The following is an 18498-nucleotide window of genomic DNA, read 5'->3' as shown; positions in this document are numbered from 1 at the left end:
GAAGCGCGCTTCCGAAGTCTTCTCGGAAGCGCGCTCGCCTGCTTGTTAGGCTCCTCATCCTCAAACGGTCAGTCGTTCCCAGCAATAGGTAGTTTGCGGATTCTCACTCGGGCGTCCTCGATAACCACAACGCATCCTTTCTCAAGATCATCACTTATGCTGGGCAGATTCGCCAGAAGCAGGCGGACCTGCTCTTCGGGTCTGCGCTCTGAGATCCTCCGTAGAAGGATGAGCGATGGCTTCGCGCTCGCCCATCGAGCCAACAACGCGCCAAAATCCGTATCGGCAGATAAGATGATGCGATCTTCACGTGCCGCTCGTTCGAAGATCTCGGCGTCATCGGCGGTCTGCAATCCATAATCCCGAACGTGCACAGCATCGAACCCAGCCTGACGCAACCCTTCGGCAACGCGAGGGGACAATGCGTTGTCGACGAGCAACCTCATGACACCCTCAAGGGCAGCTCGCGCTCTTGCACGGCCTCGGCCGCGTAGCGGAGCGCTTCGCGTATATCCTCGGATTCCAGATCAGGATAGGCCTCGAGAATCTCTTGTTCGCTCATCCCGTCAGCCACCATCGCGACGATCGTCGCGACCGGAATTCGTAAATCTCGAATGCACGGGACTCCGCCCATCCGATTCGGATCAGTGGTGATTCGCGCAAACTTCATCATCTCCTCCTATCCGCTCCACCCCACATGACCCCATGGTAACACAGACATCGACCATTTTTTTCGAAAACCGATCGCTTTCAAAGCGGAACTTCTTCCGTCGCCGATAAGGGAACGAACTCATAGCGCCATTTTTTCGAAAACCGATCGCTTTCAAAGCGGGACTCCCGCACCAACCAAACAAGAACTGAAACCTGATGATGCTGTTGCGCCGCTCTCTTGCGCGAGAATCAGAATCGATCTGCTGGAGCGAGCTGGACTTACACCACGCACATCGGCGCCGTTGGGAGGAGAAACGCCCGCAAGCGAAGCGACGGGCACCGCGCAGCGGTTCTACAGCCGAGGAGACGAACCTCACGGACCGGTCAGCGCAATCTTCAGCACCATCAGCCGCACGCGCCTGCCGACGCCGGACCATCGCGCCAAACCCAGTTCGATCTTTTGAACGCTAAAACGAAGTGCGCTCCCGAAGATCCTCGTTCGGGGGCGCGCTCCCTTACGGACGTGAAGCTATCTTGTGCCCGCCGCGCGAACCGGCGAAGCGAAGATTTTGATCAGTATCATCGAAAAGTCCTTGCCGACCGTGCTGCGCTGATGCGGCGTGCCGCGCGGGACGATGATGAGATCGCCCTTCTTCACCTCGAAAGTTTGACCGCCGATGATGCGCGCGCCGCGCCACTCGCCCGGCTCGACCTCGCGCGGCGAGTCGAGCGCGCCGCCGAGCACAAGCGTCGCCGCCCCATCGAGAACGTAGTAAACATCGTCCGAATCGTCATGAACTTCGGCCGGCCCAGCCGGCTTGTCCTTCTCATGCTGCACGGCGACGCGCAACTGCATCCCTTCTCCGCCAAAGAGCTCTTCGGTCCGGTTGGCTCCGGCGATCTTTCGTTCCAGATCGCTCAAAGATTGACCGGAGAGGACCAGCGGAGAGCGTGCTGGAGAACGCGGCCCGCGCGCCGCTCCCCCTTGTGCCCAACTACACGCCGCCCAAAGCATCATGATGAAGACAGCCTTTGCTACTCGTCCGCCTCTTAATCTCATTCTCTCTCTCCATCAGAATTTATGCGATGATTGTTCTGCGCGATGCTGCTTACTTGCGCTCCGAAGCCTGCTGGATCAACCAACGGGTCAGATCTTGCGCCGCTTTGTAGTTGTCGAACCGCGGCGGCAACTTCCTTCCATCCACGTATTCGTTGTAAAGCCAAGGATCGCCGAGCGCGAAGACCGTTCCCTTTCCGTGTTTCGCGACGGCCATGATCACGTCGCCTTTATCTTCGAGCACGGGCCTTGCCGGAGGACGCACCGACAGAGTCGAAATCTCTTTCAGGAAGAGATTGCGCGCCGTCCGAAAGATCGGATGGCTCGCAGGGACGACGATCTTTCCGGCATCGAAGTCGCCGTCCGGCACGCGGTTGCGACTGTCCTTGTTGAACTCGATGCCGAAACGCCCGGCTAACTCGTTGAGATGATCGAATTCGGCATTGCCGACATCATTTCCCAAAAGGACGAGCACGCCGCCCGATCTGACCCACTCCTCGATCGCCTCGATATGCGGACGCTCGATGTAGTGTGGATTCGGCGTCTCTTGCGGCGTGTCCGGATCGACGATGATGTAGATGTCAGTTCCTTGTAAACGCTCGCGCGTCGGCGCTTCGCGAAGCGCGCGCGTCTCCACGCCGAAAGTTCGGAAGATGTGTCCCCAGAGCGAAAAGCCGCCGTTGGCCATCTCCTCCCACTTGTAGTGCCAAGTGACGAGGCGGCCCAGCCCATCGCGTTTCCACTCGTTGTTGAAGTAGTAGTCCAGCGTGACGACCTTGCCGCGGCCTACTGCAGCTTTATCGGCGATCTCCATCTCAGCGCTCGCCATGAGGAAAGCGCCGATCCCCTTCGGATCGTTGGTCACGACCTTCTCGCTCAAGTAGTACTCGTAGCTTCCATCACGATAGGGATTGCCGCCCAAGCCCGAGACGCTCACCGTCCCTTCGAGATTCAGGCGTCCGCTCGCATCCTCTTTGACGAAGCGGGCGAGGATCCCCCGATAGCCTCTGCGCGCGACATCGAGATACGAGGCCGGCAAGTAACCGCGCCGCACGCCTTTGGCCAGAGCGTAGACGAACATGCAAGAGGCCGAAGCCTCGAGATAGTTGCCCCGTTCGCCCCCCTTATCGAGCACCTGATACCACAAGCCCGACGGTTGATCTTGATATTTTGCGATCGCTTCGGCCAAGCGTTTGAGGATCGCAACGAGCTCCCCTCTTTTGGGATGATTCGCCGGAAAGTAATCCAAAGTGTCAACCAGCGCCATCGCGTACCAGCCGACAGCGCGCCCCCAGAAGTTCGGCGAATGGCCCGTTTGAGGATCGGCCCAACGCTGCTTGCGCGATTCGTCCCAACCGTGATAGAGCAACCCGGTCTGCGGATCGCGCGCGTGCCGCTCCATCAGGATGAACTGCTTGGCAATGTCATCGAAAGCTTCCGGTTCGTCGAAAGTGGCCGCATACTCAGCATAGAAAGGCTCGGCCATATACAACCCGTCGAGCCACATCTGATACGGATAGATCTTCTTGTGCCAGAAACCGCCTTCGGAAGTCCGCGGATGCGTCCGCAATTGCTCGCGCAAAAGCGCGGCTGCTTTGCGGTACTTATCGCGCTCTGTCACCTTGTAGAGCGTCAACAAGAGACGCCCCGGCATGATATTGTCTAGGTTGTAATCGTCGAGTCTGTAGGTACGGATCGTTCCATCGTCGCTGATGAAACGATCTATTCCCTGCTCGATGTAACGGAAATACTTCCCATCTCCCGTGTCGAGCCACACGCGCTCGATACCCTTCAAAAAGACGCCGTGTTCGTAGGTCCACCTTGCCGGCGCGCCATCTTCCCCTTTCGCTGCATCACGCCAAAGCGTCTGCATCGCCGACGTGGCCATGCGTTCGGAGATAGTCTGCGCCCGCGCGCTCGCCACGAAGCACAGCGCGAGGATAAGCCAAGATAGAACTTTTGCTCTCATGCGCTCTCCCTGCCGTTTTGAAGATCTCGGATCTCGCTGATGGTCAAACTTGCTCGTCCATGATGATATTCAAATGTTTGACCAAAGCAAGTTGGGATCACAACCAGCCGGCCATCGCATCTCCGACGGAGCCGATTTAGTCCGGCGACTTCGCCTTTCGGAGATCGAAGATCGGGGCGACTCGACCTCATGATTCGAGATAAATAGACCAATTTAGATGAAAGCGCGCATCTTCGCAGACCAAAAGTCGAATTGCCACGGCCCCGTCTTGAGTTAAAGCGCAACGATCTGCTTGCGCTCGGGCGCCTGGCCCGCAGAGCTCTTCTTTATCCCGAGCGGGAGCTAACTAAGTGGTAGGGGAGGCCCGCCAGGCCTCGAAAGGATTCGCCGGCCCCGAGAGCCGCAGGTCCGAAGCGACTAAATGCTGATCTTCAATCCAAAGCCCTGACGCCGACTTCATCCAGATGGCGCAACAGATCGGCTGGATCGTCGTAGACGCGATACGCGCCGGCCCGTTCGAGTTCATCGCGCCCGTAGCCTCCTGAAAGAAGCCCGATGCCGAGCGCGCGCGCGCGTCGCGCGGCCAACAGATCCCAGACGCTGTCACCGACAACGACTGAGTCGGCAACATCCACGCCCAACCGCTCAGCAGCTGCGATGAAAAGGTCAGGATCGGGCTTCGCATGTCGCACCTGATCGCGCGTGATGATCACGGCATCGGCGCCGACGCCGAGCAATTCCAAAGAGAGGCGCGCGCTCTCGCGCCTTCCGCTGGTCGCAATCGCCCACGGGATGCGAACGCGCGTGAGATGCTCGAGCAATTCGCGCGCGCCGGGCAACGGGCGCACCTGCGATGCGTAGCGGGCGAAGGCTTCCGCATGGATGCGTTGCAACCGTTCGGCCTCTTCCGCTGAGACGCGATGTCCCGTCTCACGCGAAAGGGCATTGATGAAGAGACCGCCGCTCATCCCTATCTGGCGATGTATGCGCCAGACGGCGAGACGGATGCCGCCAGCTTCCAACGCCTCGCGCCACGCGAGCACATGCTGATAGACGCTATCGATGAGCGTGCCGTCGAGATCGAAGAGGAATGCTGGTCCAGAACTTTCAGCCTTTCGCTTCATCTTCCACTCCGCAACGAGTATGAGCCTGAGAGAAGACATCTTCTCTCAGGCTCTTTGCTTCGAGCTAAAGAGTTAGCGCCAGGCGACGAATCGCGCGACAGTCGTCCAATTCGCTGCGGATGCGACGCCCGTGCGCATCGAGCCTCTTTTCGGCACTCAAGATCAATCTTTAATCTTTCGCCCGCGCGTACTGGACGGGCCACTCGATATCAACGCCGAGTTCGCGCGCCGCATGGAGCGCCCAGTAGGGGTCGCGCAGCATCGCGCGTGCCAGAAAGACCACATCGGCCTCGCCGTTGGCGATGATCTGTTCGGCCTGCCAGCTATTACGGATCATTCCGACGGCGCCCGTCGGGATGCCGACTTGGCGGCGTATCTCCATCGCGAATGGGACCTGATAACCCGGTCCTGCCGGTATCTTCACGTTCGGGACGAGTCCGCCGCTCGAACAATCGATGAGATCTATTCCAACGTCCTTCAAACGACGCGCGAACTCGACCGATTGCGCAAGATCCCATCCGCCTTCGGCCCAGTCGGTCGCCGAAATCCGCACGAAGACCGGAAGTGACGCAGGGACAGTTTCGCGCACGGCCACCGCCACTTGCAGCGGGAAGCGCGTGCGCCCTTCGAAATCGCCGCCGTAACGATCAAGGCGATGGTTCGAAAGCGGCGAGAGGAATTCGTGCAAGAGATAACCGTGCGCCATGTGTATCTCGATCACCTCGAATCCGGCTTCGACGCTGCGCCGCGCGGCGGCGACAAATTGCGCGATGACCGTCTCGATGTCTCGCTCGCTCATCTCGCGCGGCGGCGGGAAACCTTCGGCGAAGGGGATGGGGCTTGGCCCGATCGTCTGCCATCCGCCTTCAGATTCGCGCAAAGGACGTCCGCCGCGCCACGGAAGATCGGTGGAAGCTTTGCGTCCGGCATGGGCCAACTGTATTCCGGGGATGGCCCCTTGAGCGCGGATGAATCGCGCGATCGGACGAAACGCTTGCGCGTGATCATCCGACCACAGGCCCGTATCGCCGGGCGAGATGCGCCCCTCAGGTGACACCGCAGTCGCTTCGACCATCACCAATCCGGCGCCGCCGACGGCCCGACTCCCGAGATGGACCAGGTGCCACTCGTTCGGCAACCCGTCGCGGCTCGAATACTGACACATCGGCGACACGAAGATGCGGTTACGGAACTCAACATCACGCGACCTGAATCGAGAGAACAGTTCGCTCATCTTCGCAACCTCTCCGGAAATAGCACCAAAGGATCGGCAGATGCGATCCGCCGTTCAAGCAACGCGAAGGACGATCTTCCCTCGCACGTGCCCGCTCTGGCTCAGCTCGTGTGCTCGCCGCGCTTCGCTGAGCGCGAAGATGTTCTCAACGACGGGTTTGACTACGCCCGCATCGATCAATTCGGCGACCTGCTTTAAAACTTCCGCGTCCGGCTCGATGAAGACGTAAGCGGCGCGCACGCCGTACTCCTCAGCCGTCTTCTCCGATGGCCGATCGACGATCGAAACGAGCATCCCGCCTTTCTTCAACACGCCCCACGAACGGCGCTGAACATCGCCGCCCACCGTATCGAAGACGACATCGACATCTTTCACCTTCTCTTCGAAACGCTCCGCACGATAGTCGATCATCTCGTTTGCACCTAGCTCGCGCACCAGATCGTGATTGGCCGCCGATGCCGTCCCGATCACGTAAGCTCCTCTCCAGCGCGCGAACTGCACGGCGAAATGGCCCACACCGCCCGCCGCCGCGTGAATCAGCACGCGCTGCCCGGCTTCGAGCCGCGCCGTTTTGATGAGCGCGTCCCACGCCGTGATTGAAGCGAGCGGCACGGCAGCAGCGTGAATGTGATCGAGCGTTTTCGGTTTCAGCGCCACTTCGCGAGCGCGCACGGCGATGAACTCGGCATAGGCGCCGTCGCGCCGGATGTCGGGGCGCGCGTAAACCTCGTCGCCGACCTTAAACCCTTCGACGGCGCTGCCCACCTCTTCGACGACGCCTGAGAAATCCCAACCCAAGATCAAAGGCAGTTTATGCTGCAAGAACTGTTGCAGTCTCCCTTCGCGAATCTTCCAATCGACCGGATTGACGCCTGCCCCATGCACGCGCACGAGCAACTCGTCGCTAGCAATCTGCGGGCGCGGCGCGTCTTCGTACGTCAAGACTTCCGGTCCGCCGAAACGGTGAATGCGGACTGCCTTCATCATCTCCATGATCCCCTCCCTCGATGAACCTTATCACCTGGCGCGAACGTTTTCGCGCTCTATTCGTTGCCGAAAGCTAGAGTGTCGGCGCATCACAGACCGATATAGCGCATGGCCTGTTCAGGATAACGCGCACCAGCCGTGGCGCCTTTGGGGAAGACCGCTTCGATCCGCCGCAAATCATCTTCCGTCAGTCGGACATCGAGTGCGCCGATGTTCTCTTCGAGATACTGCCGCCGCTTCGTTCCCGGTATCGGCACGATATCTTCGCCTTGAGCCAGCACCCAAGCGAGCGCAAGCTGCGCCGGCGTGCATCCCTTCTCCGCCGCGATCTCTTCGACGCGCTTGACCAGATCGAGGTTCTTCTGAAAATTTTCGCCCTGAAAGCGCGGATGATTGCGCCGAGAGTCATCCTCCGGCAGATCATCGAACGTCTTGAAACGCCCAGTCAAAAAACCACGCCCGAGCGGACTGTAAGCGACGAAACCGATGCCCAACTCCCGACAGACATCGAGCACCTCATCTTCCACATCGCGGCTCCAGAGCGAATACTCCGATTGCAGCGCCGTGATCGGATGGACGCGATGTGCTCGACGGATCGTCGCCGGCCCAGCCTCTGATAAACCTAGATAACGCACCTTGCCCTGTTCGACCAATCGCGCCATCGCCCCGACCGTCTCTTCGATGGGCGTGTTCGGATCGACGCGATGCTGATAGTAGAGATCGATCACCTCGACGCCGAGCCGCTTCAACGAAGCTTCGCAAGCGGCGATCACATACTCGGGGCGACCGTTGACGCCGAGGAATTGACCGTCCGCGCTGCGGACGTTGCCGAATTTGGTAGCAATGATCACTTGATCGCGCCGCCCGCGAATGGCGCGCCCGACCAACTCCTCGTTGGTAAACGGCCCATACATATCGGCCGTATCGAGGAAGTCTATCCCTAACTCCAGAGCGCGATGGATCGTGGCGATCGCCTCTCGTTCATCGCGCCCGGAGTAGAAGTCCGACATCCCCATGCAGCCTAAACCGATCGCTGAAACCTCCAAACCTTGACTACCCAAACGACGCTTCCGCATATTCTCCCTCCGCGCATCTTTCAAAAGACCTGGGCGAAGCTCACTCCCGCCCGTGTCGATTTTTAGCCCTCACCTCAAGCTTGCCATATCGATGACGAAGCGGTAGCGCACGTCACCCTTGAGCGCGCGCTCGTAGGCTTCGTTCACCCGCTGAATCGGGATCACTTCGACATCGGCTTCGATCCCCTTCGCGGCGCAGTAATCGAGCATCTCCTGCGTTTCGCGCAGACTCCCGATGTTCGATCCAGCTAGCTTCCGCCGCGCCGCGGGCAACGAGAACGGGTTCACCTCGAACGGCTTTTCCGGCAGGCCCACCTGCACCAGCACGCCATCGCGTCGCAACAGGTTCAAAAGCGCGTTGATGTCGTGCGGCGCCGAGACCGTATCGAGGATGAGGTCGAAGCTGCTGGCAAGCGGCGCGAGATTTTGCGCATCGCGCGTGACGACGAAGTGATGCGCGCCCAACCGCCGCGCGTCCCGCTCCTTAGCTGGCGACGTGCTAAAGACCGTCACCTCGGCGCCAAAAGCCGCGGCGAATTTCACGCCCATGTGGCCCAGTCCGCCCAAACCGACGATGCCGACGCGCTGTCCCGCACCGACGCCGAAATATCTAAGCGGCGAATAGGTCGTGATCCCGGCGCAGAGCAGCGGCGCGACGCCCGGCAACGAAAGCCCAGCGGGGATTCGGTAAACGTAAGCTTCATCGACGACGATCGCGGTCGAATACCCACCGTAGGTCGGGGTTTTGCCATCGCGCTCATACCCGTTGTAAGTCGGGACGAAACCCTTTTCGCAATATTGCTCTAATCCCTCCCGACAACTTCGACACTCGCGGCAGGAATCGACGAAGACGCCGACGCCCACCATATCGCCTTCGCGAAAGCGCGTCGCCTCAGTTCCGACGCGCACGACGCGACCGACGATCTCATGGCCGGGCACCATCGGGTAGATCGAATTTCCCCACTCGTTCCTCGCTTGATGGATGTCCGAATGGCAGATGCCGCAATAAAGGATTTCGATCAAAACGTCGCGCGCTCCCACGTCGCGCCGCGTGAAATCGAATGGTTCGAGCGGCGCGGAAGCGCTCTTGACCGCATACCCTCGCGTTGGTAACGGCACTTCCTTATCCTCCTTACTTTGGTTTCCATCGTGAAATCGAATTGGACCAATCTTCTGACAGCTCAGGCGTTACGTTCAACCGAACTTGATGACGATCTTCCCAAAGTGCGCGGCGCTCTCCATGTACCGTAGCGCCTCGCGCGCCTCTTCGAACGAGAAGACGCGATCGATCACAGGATGGAGATCGTTGATCTCGATGGCGCGGTTCATCTCCTCGAACATCAGACGCGACCCGACGAAGACGCCTTGCACGCGCACGCTCTTCATCAAGATGCGGCGCGGATCGACTCCAGCGCCGCTTGCCAACACGCCGATCAGCGCGACGTGCCCGCCGACGCGCACCGCGTTGAGCGACTGCGCGAGCGTGCCAGCGCCGCCGAGTTCTATGACGTGATCGACGCCGATCCCTTCTGTTAACTGCAGCACAGCCTTATCCCATTCGGGATCACGGCGGTAATTGATCGTTTCGTCCGCCCCCAAACCCTTCGCCCGTTCGAGCTTCTCATCGCTGCTCGACGTGATCACGACGCGCGCGCCGTGCATCTTGGCGAACTGTAAGGCGAAGATCGATACGCCTCCGGTGCCGAGCGTCAAAACGGTTTCGCCCGCGCGCAATCGCCCGGAGACAACGAGCGCGTTCCACGCCGTTACTGCCGCACAAGGTAGCGTCGCGGCCTCCTCGTAAGAGAGGTGATCCGGGATACGAACCAGCGCGTTCTCATCGAATGCGCCATACTCGCGCAAAACGCCGGGCCGGTCACCTGCGCCGAGCGAAGTCCGGTTCTTCTGCGCCGAAGGCGGCCCTTCGATCCACTCCTGCACGAAGATCGGGCAGACGCGATCGCCGACCTTCCAGCGCGTGACCCCTGACCCGATGGCCACGATCTCGCCCGCGCCATCCGAAAGCGGCACGGCGGGGAGCTTCGCCTTCGGGTTGTAAATGCCTTTGACGAACATCAAATCCCGATAGTTCAGCGAGGCAGCATGAAACTTGACGACGACCTCGTGCTCCGCGGGTCGCGGTTCATCGATCTCCACCGGCCTGAGATTCTCAAGGCCGAAAGCTTTAACCTCGTAAGCTCTCATCTCGTGCCTCCTGCGCTCAAATTTTCGACCACAAAGAAGCGCGTGAACGCCAACGCTTTCACGCGCGATCATGATCTTCTGCGACCCTCTTCGGTTCTTAGGCCCAATCGAAAAGCATACTCCTCGCCTCTTCACCCCACACAAGCGGAGCGCGCTTTCGCTGCTTACCGCCACATTCGCCCGCCAACCTCAGACTGATCATCTCTGCGCCTCCCACTGAAGACCAAACGCCCCGAAAATGCGAGAGCCATGAATTGTAACCAGCGTCATTACAATTGTCAACGGCCAGAGGCATCTGGCTGGCGCATTAGCGCCCTCTTTTTTGCGCGCTCCTATCATCCCGAATTCGAGCCGCCCAACGGGCGCGGCGCTACGCCGAAATTCCAAGCCACCGATCGTCACCACAAGATAAGGCCTATCAAGAAACGCAACAGTCCGGCGCCGAAGACGATCCATGCCGCGTTCAGGCGAAATCGCAACAGAACGATGATGGCCAATGCCGCAATGCTCACCCCGATCCACGTATGTATCCCCGCGCGCCCGATGCTCCACGCCGAAGCGATCAGCAATCCGACGACCGCGGGAGCCACGCCGCGCAAGAACGCCTGAACCTGCCGATTCGAGCGGAACCGTCGCAAACTCGATCCGGCGAGGATCGTCATCAAAAAGGCCGGCAGGAAAATGCTGAAAGTGGCCACCAGCGCACCGATCACTCCAGCCACGCGATAACCGATGAAAGTCGCCGAGATCAATACCGGTCCAGGCGTGATCTGCCCGAGCGCTGTAGCGTCGGCAAACTCTTGCCGCGTCAACCAATGGCGCGCTTCGACCACTTCCGCTTCGATCAACGGTATCATCGCGAAACCGCCGCCGAAAGCGACCGCGCCGATGCGCAGAAAAGCGACCGCCAAGGAGAGCAAAAGGGTTAGCTTGGTGAAAAGCGAAAGCAGGAGAAGCGATGCGGTCGCCGCGGCCCGCGCTCTTTCGCCCGTTCTCCGCCCGGTCTCTTGCGGAGATGGCTCCTTCGCTTTGGAACGCCGCGCCTCAAGTTCAGCGAGCGGCATCGTCAAATACCCGCTGATCATGCCATCGGCCTCATATCTTGCCAACAACGCGCGCCGCTTTTCGGCCAACCGTCTGATGCGACGCCACTTCTGCCATCGCCTCTCGGCATATGAATCGACGTAGATCCCGATAATCCCGGCCAACAGTACAACCTCGATGACCGTCGCTTTGAAGAACACGACAGCCAGACAGGCCGAAATAGCCAACCACCTCTGCCAGCGTTTGTGGAGAATGGCCTTGCCCATCTGCCATGCGGTCACGACGATAAGCGCGACGACGGCCGCATTAAGGCCGTGGAAGAGCCGATCCGTATCAGGCAACGCGCGAAAGTGGCGATAGAGGATCGCCAGTCCGATCATCATCGCCATCGAAGGCAAGATGAATCCGCTCATCGCCACCGCCGCGCCGCGCCAACCCAACAGGCGATACCCGACGTACGTGACCGCATTGCCAGCGCTCGTTCCGGGCAGGCTCTGCGCCAATGCTAAAGCTTCGGCGAACTCCCTCTCGGTAAACCAACGCCGTTTGGTGACGACGAGGGTTCGGATCTGCGCAAGCACGGCCAAGCCGCCGCCGAACCCGATAGCTCCTATTCGCAGAAACGAAAGGAACAATCCACCGAGCGTCGCCGTGCGCGAAAGGCGTCTGAGTTTCCGCCGCCCATAGCGCACGCGCGCGCCGAGGCGACCGGCGCGCCCTTTCAATTCCCTAACCCTCTCGACCTCAGAAACGGGCTGTTCCATTACTCTCGCCCCGCGGAGAAGATTTTTCAACCATTCAGACAGATCGATCGTCTAAACGAGTGACCGTCGCCAAACGGTCGAATCCCCTTCTCCCCACCCTCTCCGATCTTTATCTTCGCGCGAAATCCTTCATCTTGAAAGGAGCCGAAGAGAATGGTCCTTAAGATCCGGCAAAAGACCTTTATGCTCGCTATGTCGCTCGCCCTCTCGCTGCTCGCTCTCGCAGCCAGCGAGCAAGTCTACGGGCAACGCAACTCTGATATCACACGGCGCGAGTTGCGCAATTTCGATCGTTTCCTCGACGTCCATCCGGAAATAGATGCGGATCTGCAAAAGGATCCGACGCTCGTCAATAACCAACAGTACTTGGATGCCCATCCGGCGCTGCGTGACTTTCTCGCCAAACATCCGGGCGTGCGCGAGGAGCTGAAAGAGACGCCGCGCTATTTCATGCTGCGCGAGCGCCGCTTCGAGCGCCACGGCGGAGACATCACGCGACAAGAGCTGCGCAACTTCGACCGCTTTCTCGACGCGCATCCCGAAATCGCTGAGGATCTCAGGAAAAACCCGAAGCTCATCGATGATCAGAACTACTTGGCAAATCATCCGGCGTTGAACGATTTCCTCGCCAAACACCCGGGTGTGCGTAAAGAGGTCGCCGAAAACCCACGCCTGTTCATGCGCCGCGAGCGCCGTTTTGAGCGGCACGAGAGGATCAAGAGAACTGCGAAACGCTCCACCTAAAGGCCGAGAGGCGGGTCGATCCTCTCGACCCGCCTCATTTTCGACCTCTCACGGTGGAGCACACTGTTGGGTTTTACGAAGCCCAACGCTTTCGACCCGCCTCATTTTCGACCTCTCATCAGTTCCTGGCGGCGCGGAGACCCCTGCCTTTAGGCATGGGGAGGAGGCGCCGCTTTCCTCTTTTTGCAAAATGTTGTACTATATGAACATGCAGCGGACTATCCGGCTTAGACTGGGCCCAACATCCGAACAGGCCAGTGCCCTCCTGCAGACGCTGCGCCAACACACAGCGTGCTTCAACGCCGTTGCGGCCTATGGCTGGGAGAATAGGGAGAAGAACGGCGTCCGGCTGCACCACGCCACGTACCACGGTCTGCGTGAGCGATTTCCCAGCCTCCCCGCGCAGTTGGTCATCGCGGCCCGTGTCCGGGCGACGGAGGCGATAAAGTCCGTTCTCGCGCGGAAAAAGAAGGGGCGCAAGGCGTCCTGTCCAAATGCAGTCCTCACACCGATTCGCTACGACGCACGCACCTATTCCATCAAGTTTCCGCAGGGCATCGTCAGCCTGTCTTCGGTAGCCGGACGACTCAAAGTGCCATTCGCCGCCGACCCCCACGCTCAGCACACCCTGGGCCGAGCCGTCGGCTTCGATAGCGCCGACCTGATCTACCGCAAGGGCCGATTCTGGCTGCATGTCGTCGTTACGATCCCGGACGTGGAATTTCAGCCGTCTGGAGATGTCGTTGGGGTGGACATGGGCCTTTCGCGCCCTGCCGTCTGCTCCCACAATCGCTTCTTTGGGAAACGCCGCTGGAAGGAGATCGAGCGCCGGTACTTCCGGCTCCGTCGCAGTCTCCAGCGCAAAGGCACCCGCTCGGCCAAGAGGCACCTGCGTAAGCTGGCCGGGAAGGTCAACCGCTTCCGGCGCGACTGCGACCACGTACTCAGTCGGCGTATCGTCGATTCCGTCCAGCCCGGCACCGTGATCGTCGTGGAGAACTTGGTGGACATCCGCACCCGCACTAAGCAGCGCGGCAGGGAATCGCGCCGTCGCCTGCACTCCTGGAGCTTCGCGCGACTCAGAAGCTTCCTGGCATACAAGGCAGCAGCTAAGGGGTGCAAGGTTGTGGGTGTCGATCCCCGTCACACGTCGCAGATGTGCTCCCGTTGCGGACATGTCCATCGTCGAAATCGACGCTCCCAATCACGGTTTCTGTGCCGGGCTTGCGGGTTCGAGCTAAACGCCGATCTCAACGCTGCCCGCAATATAGCCCGGAAGTACCTTGCCAGCGGTGGCATGCCTGCCGCTGGCGGGCCGCCGTCAACCGGCCTCGCGTGCCAGCCCGCGCAAGCGGGCTAGGTGCAAGCCCCCGGCTTCAGCCGTGGGGTAGTTGACCCATCATTCACCAATCAGCTTCTTTTCGCCGCGCTGGACCAGTCGTTGAATCGCTATGGCTCCCGAGATGACCACGAGCAAGATGAGAAGCAGCCAGAGTTCGACGCGCTTGAGGCGCCCGATGATCAACTCCGCGCTTCCGCTCAGTATAAACCCCAAGCCTGTCAGCAACGTTGACCAGAACAGACAGCTCGCCGCATCCACGAGCAAGAAAGCCCGAAAAGGGCGGCGTTGGATTCCAAAGAAAGTCATCGTCACGACGCGCGTCCCGTAGAACAGACGGCATACGGGCAACTGCCACCAACCGAATCGTCGGATGAGTCGTTCGACACGCGCGCCCGTTCGCTGATAGAGGCGGCTAGCGCGTATCGAATCGGCGCGCCAACGACCGAGCCAATACCAGGCGCTGTCGCTAGCGAACGCGCCGCAAGCGGCCACCAACGTCGCGGCGAAGAAATCGAAATATCCCAGATGAGCGACGACCCCAGCCATGATTGGCGCGACGTCCACCTCGACCGTAGCGATGAGGAAGACCGCAATTAGACCGTAGTTGATCAAGAAATTCTCTATCATGAACTTTCAACCGAAAGGACCAGGTATTCGACGGCAAGCCCTTGATTTGCGAAACTCCCTATCATGAACTTTCAACCGAAAGCCCCATTATTACGCGGCACGTTCGAGCGGGGCGTTCTTAGTACGGCGCTTCGACCGTCGCTTTCCTTTCGAGCTTCCCCCAACCGACGAGCGCACCGCGCAACGCCGTCAGCACAGATTTCAGCATGACGTAGTACATCATCTGACGATAACCGAAACGCTGCCAGAAAAGCCACCAGAGCAATCCCCACTGCTCGCGCTTTTCGAGCAGAAAAGCGAAAGCTGAAGCGATCCAATCGAGCGCGAGGAAGAGCGCGTAGTAAAAGAGCGTTCGTTGCAACGAAGAGGAGGCGTATTCAGCACCGTGTGCGAAGCGATCGAGTAACGCCGAAACGAGGTCCCAGATCAGGACCAGGTCCATCACCGGTGAGATGAGCGGGAAGATGATCTGGAAGATCCATACGTTCGGCAGCGCGATGAAACCGAGCGCGCCGTAGCGTAGACGGAAGAGCGCATCGCGATGCTTCCACATGCACTGCAACGTGCCGAATGACCAACGGAAGCGTTGGCGCGCTAAACCGCGAATGGTGTCGGGCGCCTCCGTCCAGGCGATGGCCCTTTCCTCGTAACCGATCTTGCACCCGAGCCGCCTGATGCGCAGCGTCAGATCTTGATCCTCAGCAAGCGTGTCGCCAGAAAAACCTCCGGCGCGTGCGATCAACTCGCGCCGCCACGCCCCGACAGCCCCGGGCACGACGGTGATGCAATTCAAAGAAGCGAACGCGCGCCGATCCAAATTCTGTGAAGTTATATATTCGAGCGCCTGCCAGCGCGTGATGAGATTGATGCGATTGCCGACTTTGGCATTGCCCGCGACCGCGCCGATGCGCGGATCGTGGAAGCGCTGCGCGAGCGCGCGCAGAGTCTCGGGCGCAAAGATCGTGTCAGCATCGAGCGCGACGATGATCTCGCCGCGGGCACGTCGCAAGCCGAAGTTGAGCGCATCTGCTTTGCCGCCATTCCCCTTGCGAAAGACGCGCACACGCGATTCGGAGGCGAACCGCGCGCGCGCAACCTCGTAAGTTCGATCGCTCGATCCGTCATCAACGACGATCACCTCGAAAGATGGGTAGTTCGAAGCGAGCAAGCTCTCGATCGTGCGCACGATGACTCGCTCCTCGTTATACGCCGGGACGAGCACCGAGACGAAGGGCTCGTAGGCGATTCCCGCGCGTTGGCGCTCGCGCCGATGGGCTCGCACCCATTGCGCGAAGGCGAGCGCGCCGATGAACAGCAAGCGTCCCAGTCCGAGCGCGATCCCGATGAGAAAAAGCCAGTGCAATAGCCAGCCGCCAGCAGAAAGGAGCGCGAAAGCGACGCCGTCAGCGTAGGCGAACAGATCACGCCGCTCGGCGATGGGTGGCATCGTCTGCTCCCTTTTCAGCCCCGCCAACTCAGAGACGGTAACGAAGCGGTATCCTCGCGCCCGCAGCTCGCGAATGATCTCCGGCAACGCCCTGACCGTCTCGGACCGGTCGCCTCCGCCATCGTGCAACAGGACCACTTCTCCGCGCCGCTCAGGGTCTGAGGAGGTGACCCCTTCGATCGTCTCGCGGGCGATATCCGCGGCGGTCCGCCGATGCCCGTCCTCATCGGTCAACTTCCAATCTTCCGGATCGACATGTAGCCCCACCGTAATGTAGCCCAAACGCTTAGCGACGGCGATCGGTTCGATCTCATCTGGCGTGGTTGGTTCCGCATCGCCGAAATATGGCGGACGAAATAGCAGCGTCGAATGTCCCGTGAGCGCTTCGATCAAACGCTCGGTCGCGTTCAGCTCAAGCTCCGTGATACGAGCCGGGACTTCACCGAGATTCGGGTGCGTGTATGTGTGATTGCCGATCTCGTGCCCCTCTTGGAAGATGCGGCGCACGAGGTCAGGATGCGCCTGTCCGTTCTCGCCGATGATGAAGAAGGTCGCCGGCACCCCCTCGCGCTTTAAGATATCGAGGATGAGCGGAGTCCACTTCGGATCCGGCCCATCATCGAAAGTCAAAGCGACGTATCCCGGGCGATCTCCGACTCGCCGGATAACGTAGCTCGAAGGGATGGCCGTGTAATCTTCCTTGACGATCAAACCGGTTTGCGCATCCACTTGCAGATCGCGCTCGCCATCCTGCGGCGCAGCTTCGATCTGCAAGATCTCTCCCACTCCTTCGAAATCTATGTCGTAGCCGTAGCGGATCAGGCGCAATGATTCCGCCCCATCGAAGGATCTTTTGGTCCGCCCGAAAACATTCCATACCGAAGGATCCTCTGATCCCAAACGCCATAAAGCGAAACCGGCTGGATGGTATTGACCGGCGGTGTGCATCTGGTTGTAGGCGGTGACGGCATCGAGGAACCAAACGGTATGGGCTGCGCCGTCTTCATCTTCGTAGGTGAAAGAGGGATTGAGCGTCTGGCGGTCGAAAGCGATGTGCGCAGTGGAATCGCGCGCCGCGAGCACCGCTTCTTGGAAAGTCAACTCCGTCGCTTCCGTATCACCATCCGACCAATCGTAACCATAATTCCCAAGGCAGATGACCGTTCGCGTTGGATCTAATTCGCGCATCCTATGCGCGAGCGTCTTTTCGAACCAACGCTGACTCGCCACCGGGCCGGGCGCGCCGCTCGCCCAATGTTCGTCATAAGCCATCAGCATCAAGTAATCGGTCGCCGCCTGATAAGCCTGATAGTCCCAATCGGGATTATCGAAAGGGACGGCTTGCGCTAACGTCAGACCGCGCGCGCCCAACTCAGCGTGCAGAGCGCGCACGAAGCGCAAAAGATCAGCCTGCGCGCCCGCTGGAACCTCTTCGAAATCCACGACGAGTCCAGCGAAACCATTGCGCTCCAGCAGATCGACAAGCGCGCTGATCAGCTTTCTACGTCCGTCTTCCGTAGCGACCGCGCGCGCGACGAGCGCGCCATCCCAATGATCTTCGCTGTAATTTTGAATCAGCGGTAACACGGCCAGTTGCGGTCGCTCGCGGCGAATGAGATCGAGAGCGCGCGGATCGATTTCGACTCTGACCGCATCCGCACCTTCCGTCAGTTTAAACCAAGCCGGGACGAGCCAATCGAGATCGTTTAAGTTACGCTTGAGCGAAGCGTAACTCGAATCGTCCCAATTGACGTAAAAGCCGATGGCGAGCGGGGAGCTCGAACTTGCGCTGAGCGCCACGCGCGATGGCAACGTAACGATCCGCGCAGGATATGCTCCAGGCACATATTTGGTCTTCCGCAACGCCCCTTTAAGCTCACGGACAGCACGATGAGCGCGCGCTTCGCGGCGCGTGAGGATCAGGCGTGGAGGCTTCAACTTCGTATCCGGCATCTGAGGTAAAGCCCTCGCCGGATGAAGTTCGAGCTGCGGAAGGATCGGATTGACGAGCACGCTGGCGATGAACAATGCGGCTAACAGTGTGCTCGAAACGGCGAAGATCAACCCGATAAGGCGCACGCGCCGCCAACGCCTTTCTCGCGGATCATAGAAGATCGGGTATTCGCCCTCAATCAAAGGTCAATCTGCCCCCTTTTTGCATGCGCCAAACGCTCAGCCCGGCAAATCAATGGGGAAAGAGAGCAGAAGCCTCTTCCCCCATTCTTTC

At 59.8% G+C, this 18498-nt stretch carries 15 protein-coding genes; 2 read left to right on the top strand and 13 right to left on the bottom strand.

The window, feature by feature from the left end:
- Positions 1 to 68: 68 nt before the first annotated feature.
- The 11 genes from PYK22_RS00795 to PYK22_RS00745 form a co-directional block, all read right to left on the bottom strand.
- Positions 69 to 446: a DUF5615 family PIN-like protein gene (locus PYK22_RS00795; RefSeq protein ID WP_041973193.1), complete on the bottom strand. Its 378-nt coding sequence runs from the start codon at positions 444 to 446 to the stop codon at positions 69 to 71.
- Positions 443 to 670 (bottom strand): DUF433 domain-containing protein, encoded by a 228-nt coding sequence (locus PYK22_RS00790; RefSeq protein ID WP_041973621.1) that lies wholly within the window; start codon positions 668 to 670, stop codon positions 443 to 445. The genes PYK22_RS00795 and PYK22_RS00790 overlap by 4 nt, the downstream gene beginning before the upstream one ends.
- A 510-nt stretch (positions 671 to 1180) precedes the next feature.
- Positions 1181 to 1711, bottom strand: coding sequence for a cupin domain-containing protein (locus PYK22_RS00785; protein ID WP_157770590.1), 531 nt, complete (start codon positions 1709 to 1711; stop codon positions 1181 to 1183).
- Between the two features lie 49 nt (positions 1712 to 1760).
- Positions 1761 to 3677 carry a glycoside hydrolase family 88 protein gene (locus PYK22_RS00780; RefSeq protein WP_041973191.1) on the bottom strand — a complete coding sequence of 639 codons (1917 nt, stop codon included), beginning with the start codon at positions 3675 to 3677 and terminating at the stop codon, positions 1761 to 1763.
- Positions 3678 to 4108: 431 nt separating this feature from the next.
- Positions 4109 to 4801 (bottom strand): HAD family hydrolase, encoded by a 693-nt coding sequence (locus PYK22_RS00775; protein WP_041973188.1) that lies wholly within the window; start codon positions 4799 to 4801, stop codon positions 4109 to 4111.
- Between the two features lie 169 nt (positions 4802 to 4970).
- Complete coding sequence (locus PYK22_RS00770; protein WP_041973186.1) at positions 4971 to 6035, bottom strand: NADH:flavin oxidoreductase/NADH oxidase; 1065 nt, start codon at positions 6033 to 6035, stop codon at positions 4971 to 4973.
- Between the two features lie 54 nt (positions 6036 to 6089).
- The gene (locus PYK22_RS00765; RefSeq protein WP_041973615.1) at positions 6090 to 7019 is read right to left on the bottom strand and encodes an NADP-dependent oxidoreductase; all 930 of its coding nucleotides are present in this window, start codon (positions 7017 to 7019) and stop codon (positions 6090 to 6092) included.
- A gap of 92 nt (positions 7020 to 7111) precedes the next feature.
- Positions 7112 to 8098 carry an aldo/keto reductase gene (locus tag PYK22_RS00760; RefSeq protein ID WP_041973184.1) on the bottom strand — a complete coding sequence of 329 codons (987 nt, stop codon included), beginning with the start codon at positions 8096 to 8098 and terminating at the stop codon, positions 7112 to 7114.
- Between the two features lie 69 nt (positions 8099 to 8167).
- Entirely contained in the window at positions 8168 to 9217 is a 1050-nt protein-coding gene (locus tag PYK22_RS00755) for an NAD(P)-dependent alcohol dehydrogenase (RefSeq protein WP_041973182.1), read from the bottom strand.
- A gap of 75 nt (positions 9218 to 9292) precedes the next feature.
- Entirely contained in the window at positions 9293 to 10303 is a 1011-nt protein-coding gene (locus PYK22_RS00750; RefSeq protein ID WP_041973612.1) for a zinc-dependent alcohol dehydrogenase family protein, read from the bottom strand.
- Between the two features lie 398 nt (positions 10304 to 10701).
- Positions 10702 to 12111 (bottom strand): chromate transporter, encoded by a 1410-nt coding sequence (locus PYK22_RS00745; RefSeq protein ID WP_041973180.1) that lies wholly within the window; start codon positions 12109 to 12111, stop codon positions 10702 to 10704.
- A gap of 153 nt (positions 12112 to 12264) precedes the next feature.
- Here PYK22_RS00745 and PYK22_RS00740 point away from each other — a divergent pair, with 153 nt between their 5' ends.
- Together PYK22_RS00740 and PYK22_RS00735 are read left to right on the top strand one after the other, a co-directional pair.
- Positions 12265 to 12855, top strand: a complete 591-nt coding sequence (locus PYK22_RS00740; protein WP_041973179.1) for a hemophore-related protein — start codon at positions 12265 to 12267, stop codon at positions 12853 to 12855.
- A gap of 202 nt (positions 12856 to 13057) precedes the next feature.
- Positions 13058 to 14215 (top strand): RNA-guided endonuclease InsQ/TnpB family protein, encoded by a 1158-nt coding sequence (locus PYK22_RS00735; RefSeq protein WP_157770589.1) that lies wholly within the window; start codon positions 13058 to 13060, stop codon positions 14213 to 14215.
- Positions 14216 to 14254: 39 nt separating this feature from the next.
- Here PYK22_RS00735 and PYK22_RS00730 read toward each other — a convergent pair whose 3' ends face one another.
- Together PYK22_RS00730 and PYK22_RS00725 are read right to left on the bottom strand one after the other, a co-directional pair.
- Complete coding sequence (locus PYK22_RS00730) at positions 14255 to 14824, bottom strand: DedA family protein (RefSeq protein WP_041973177.1); 570 nt, start codon at positions 14822 to 14824, stop codon at positions 14255 to 14257.
- A 118-nt stretch (positions 14825 to 14942) separates the two neighbouring features.
- The gene (locus PYK22_RS00725; protein ID WP_099606143.1) at positions 14943 to 18407 is read right to left on the bottom strand and encodes a glycosyltransferase; all 3465 of its coding nucleotides are present in this window, start codon (positions 18405 to 18407) and stop codon (positions 14943 to 14945) included.
- Positions 18408 to 18498: the final 91 nt, after the last annotated feature.

Source organism: Pyrinomonas methylaliphatogenes (genome assembly GCF_000820845.2).
GTDB lineage: Bacteria > Acidobacteriota > Blastocatellia > Pyrinomonadales > Pyrinomonadaceae > Pyrinomonas > Pyrinomonas methylaliphatogenes.
This window is presented reverse-complemented; position numbering and strand designations above follow the sequence as displayed.

Excerpts from the sequence above, each read along its gene's own strand:
- PYK22_RS00760 (WP_041973184.1), bottom strand. The coding sequence starts at position 8,098 with ATGCGGAAGCGTCGTTTGGGTAGTCAAGGTTTGGAGGTTTCAGCGATC.
- PYK22_RS00785 (WP_157770590.1), bottom strand. The coding sequence starts at position 1,711 with ATGAGATTAAGAGGCGGACGAGTAGCAAAGGCTGTCTTCATCATGATG.
- PYK22_RS00750 (WP_041973612.1), bottom strand. The coding sequence starts at position 10,303 with ATGAGAGCTTACGAGGTTAAAGCTTTCGGCCTTGAGAATCTCAGGCCG.
- PYK22_RS00740 (WP_041973179.1), top strand. The coding sequence starts at position 12,265 with ATGGTCCTTAAGATCCGGCAAAAGACCTTTATGCTCGCTATGTCGCTC.
- PYK22_RS00790 (WP_041973621.1), bottom strand. The coding sequence starts at position 670 with ATGAAGTTTGCGCGAATCACCACTGATCCGAATCGGATGGGCGGAGTC.
- PYK22_RS00765 (WP_041973615.1), bottom strand. The coding sequence starts at position 7,019 with ATGAAGGCAGTCCGCATTCACCGTTTCGGCGGACCGGAAGTCTTGACG.
- PYK22_RS00735 (WP_157770589.1), top strand. The coding sequence starts at position 13,058 with ATGAACATGCAGCGGACTATCCGGCTTAGACTGGGCCCAACATCCGAA.
- PYK22_RS00745 (WP_041973180.1), bottom strand. The coding sequence starts at position 12,111 with ATGGAACAGCCCGTTTCTGAGGTCGAGAGGGTTAGGGAATTGAAAGGG.
- PYK22_RS00770 (WP_041973186.1), bottom strand. The coding sequence starts at position 6,035 with ATGAGCGAACTGTTCTCTCGATTCAGGTCGCGTGATGTTGAGTTCCGT.
- PYK22_RS00780 (WP_041973191.1), bottom strand. The coding sequence starts at position 3,677 with ATGAGAGCAAAAGTTCTATCTTGGCTTATCCTCGCGCTGTGCTTCGTG.
- PYK22_RS00730 (WP_041973177.1), bottom strand. The coding sequence starts at position 14,824 with ATGATAGAGAATTTCTTGATCAACTACGGTCTAATTGCGGTCTTCCTC.
- PYK22_RS00775 (WP_041973188.1), bottom strand. The coding sequence starts at position 4,801 with ATGAAGCGAAAGGCTGAAAGTTCTGGACCAGCATTCCTCTTCGATCTC.
- PYK22_RS00795 (WP_041973193.1), bottom strand. The coding sequence starts at position 446 with ATGAGGTTGCTCGTCGACAACGCATTGTCCCCTCGCGTTGCCGAAGGG.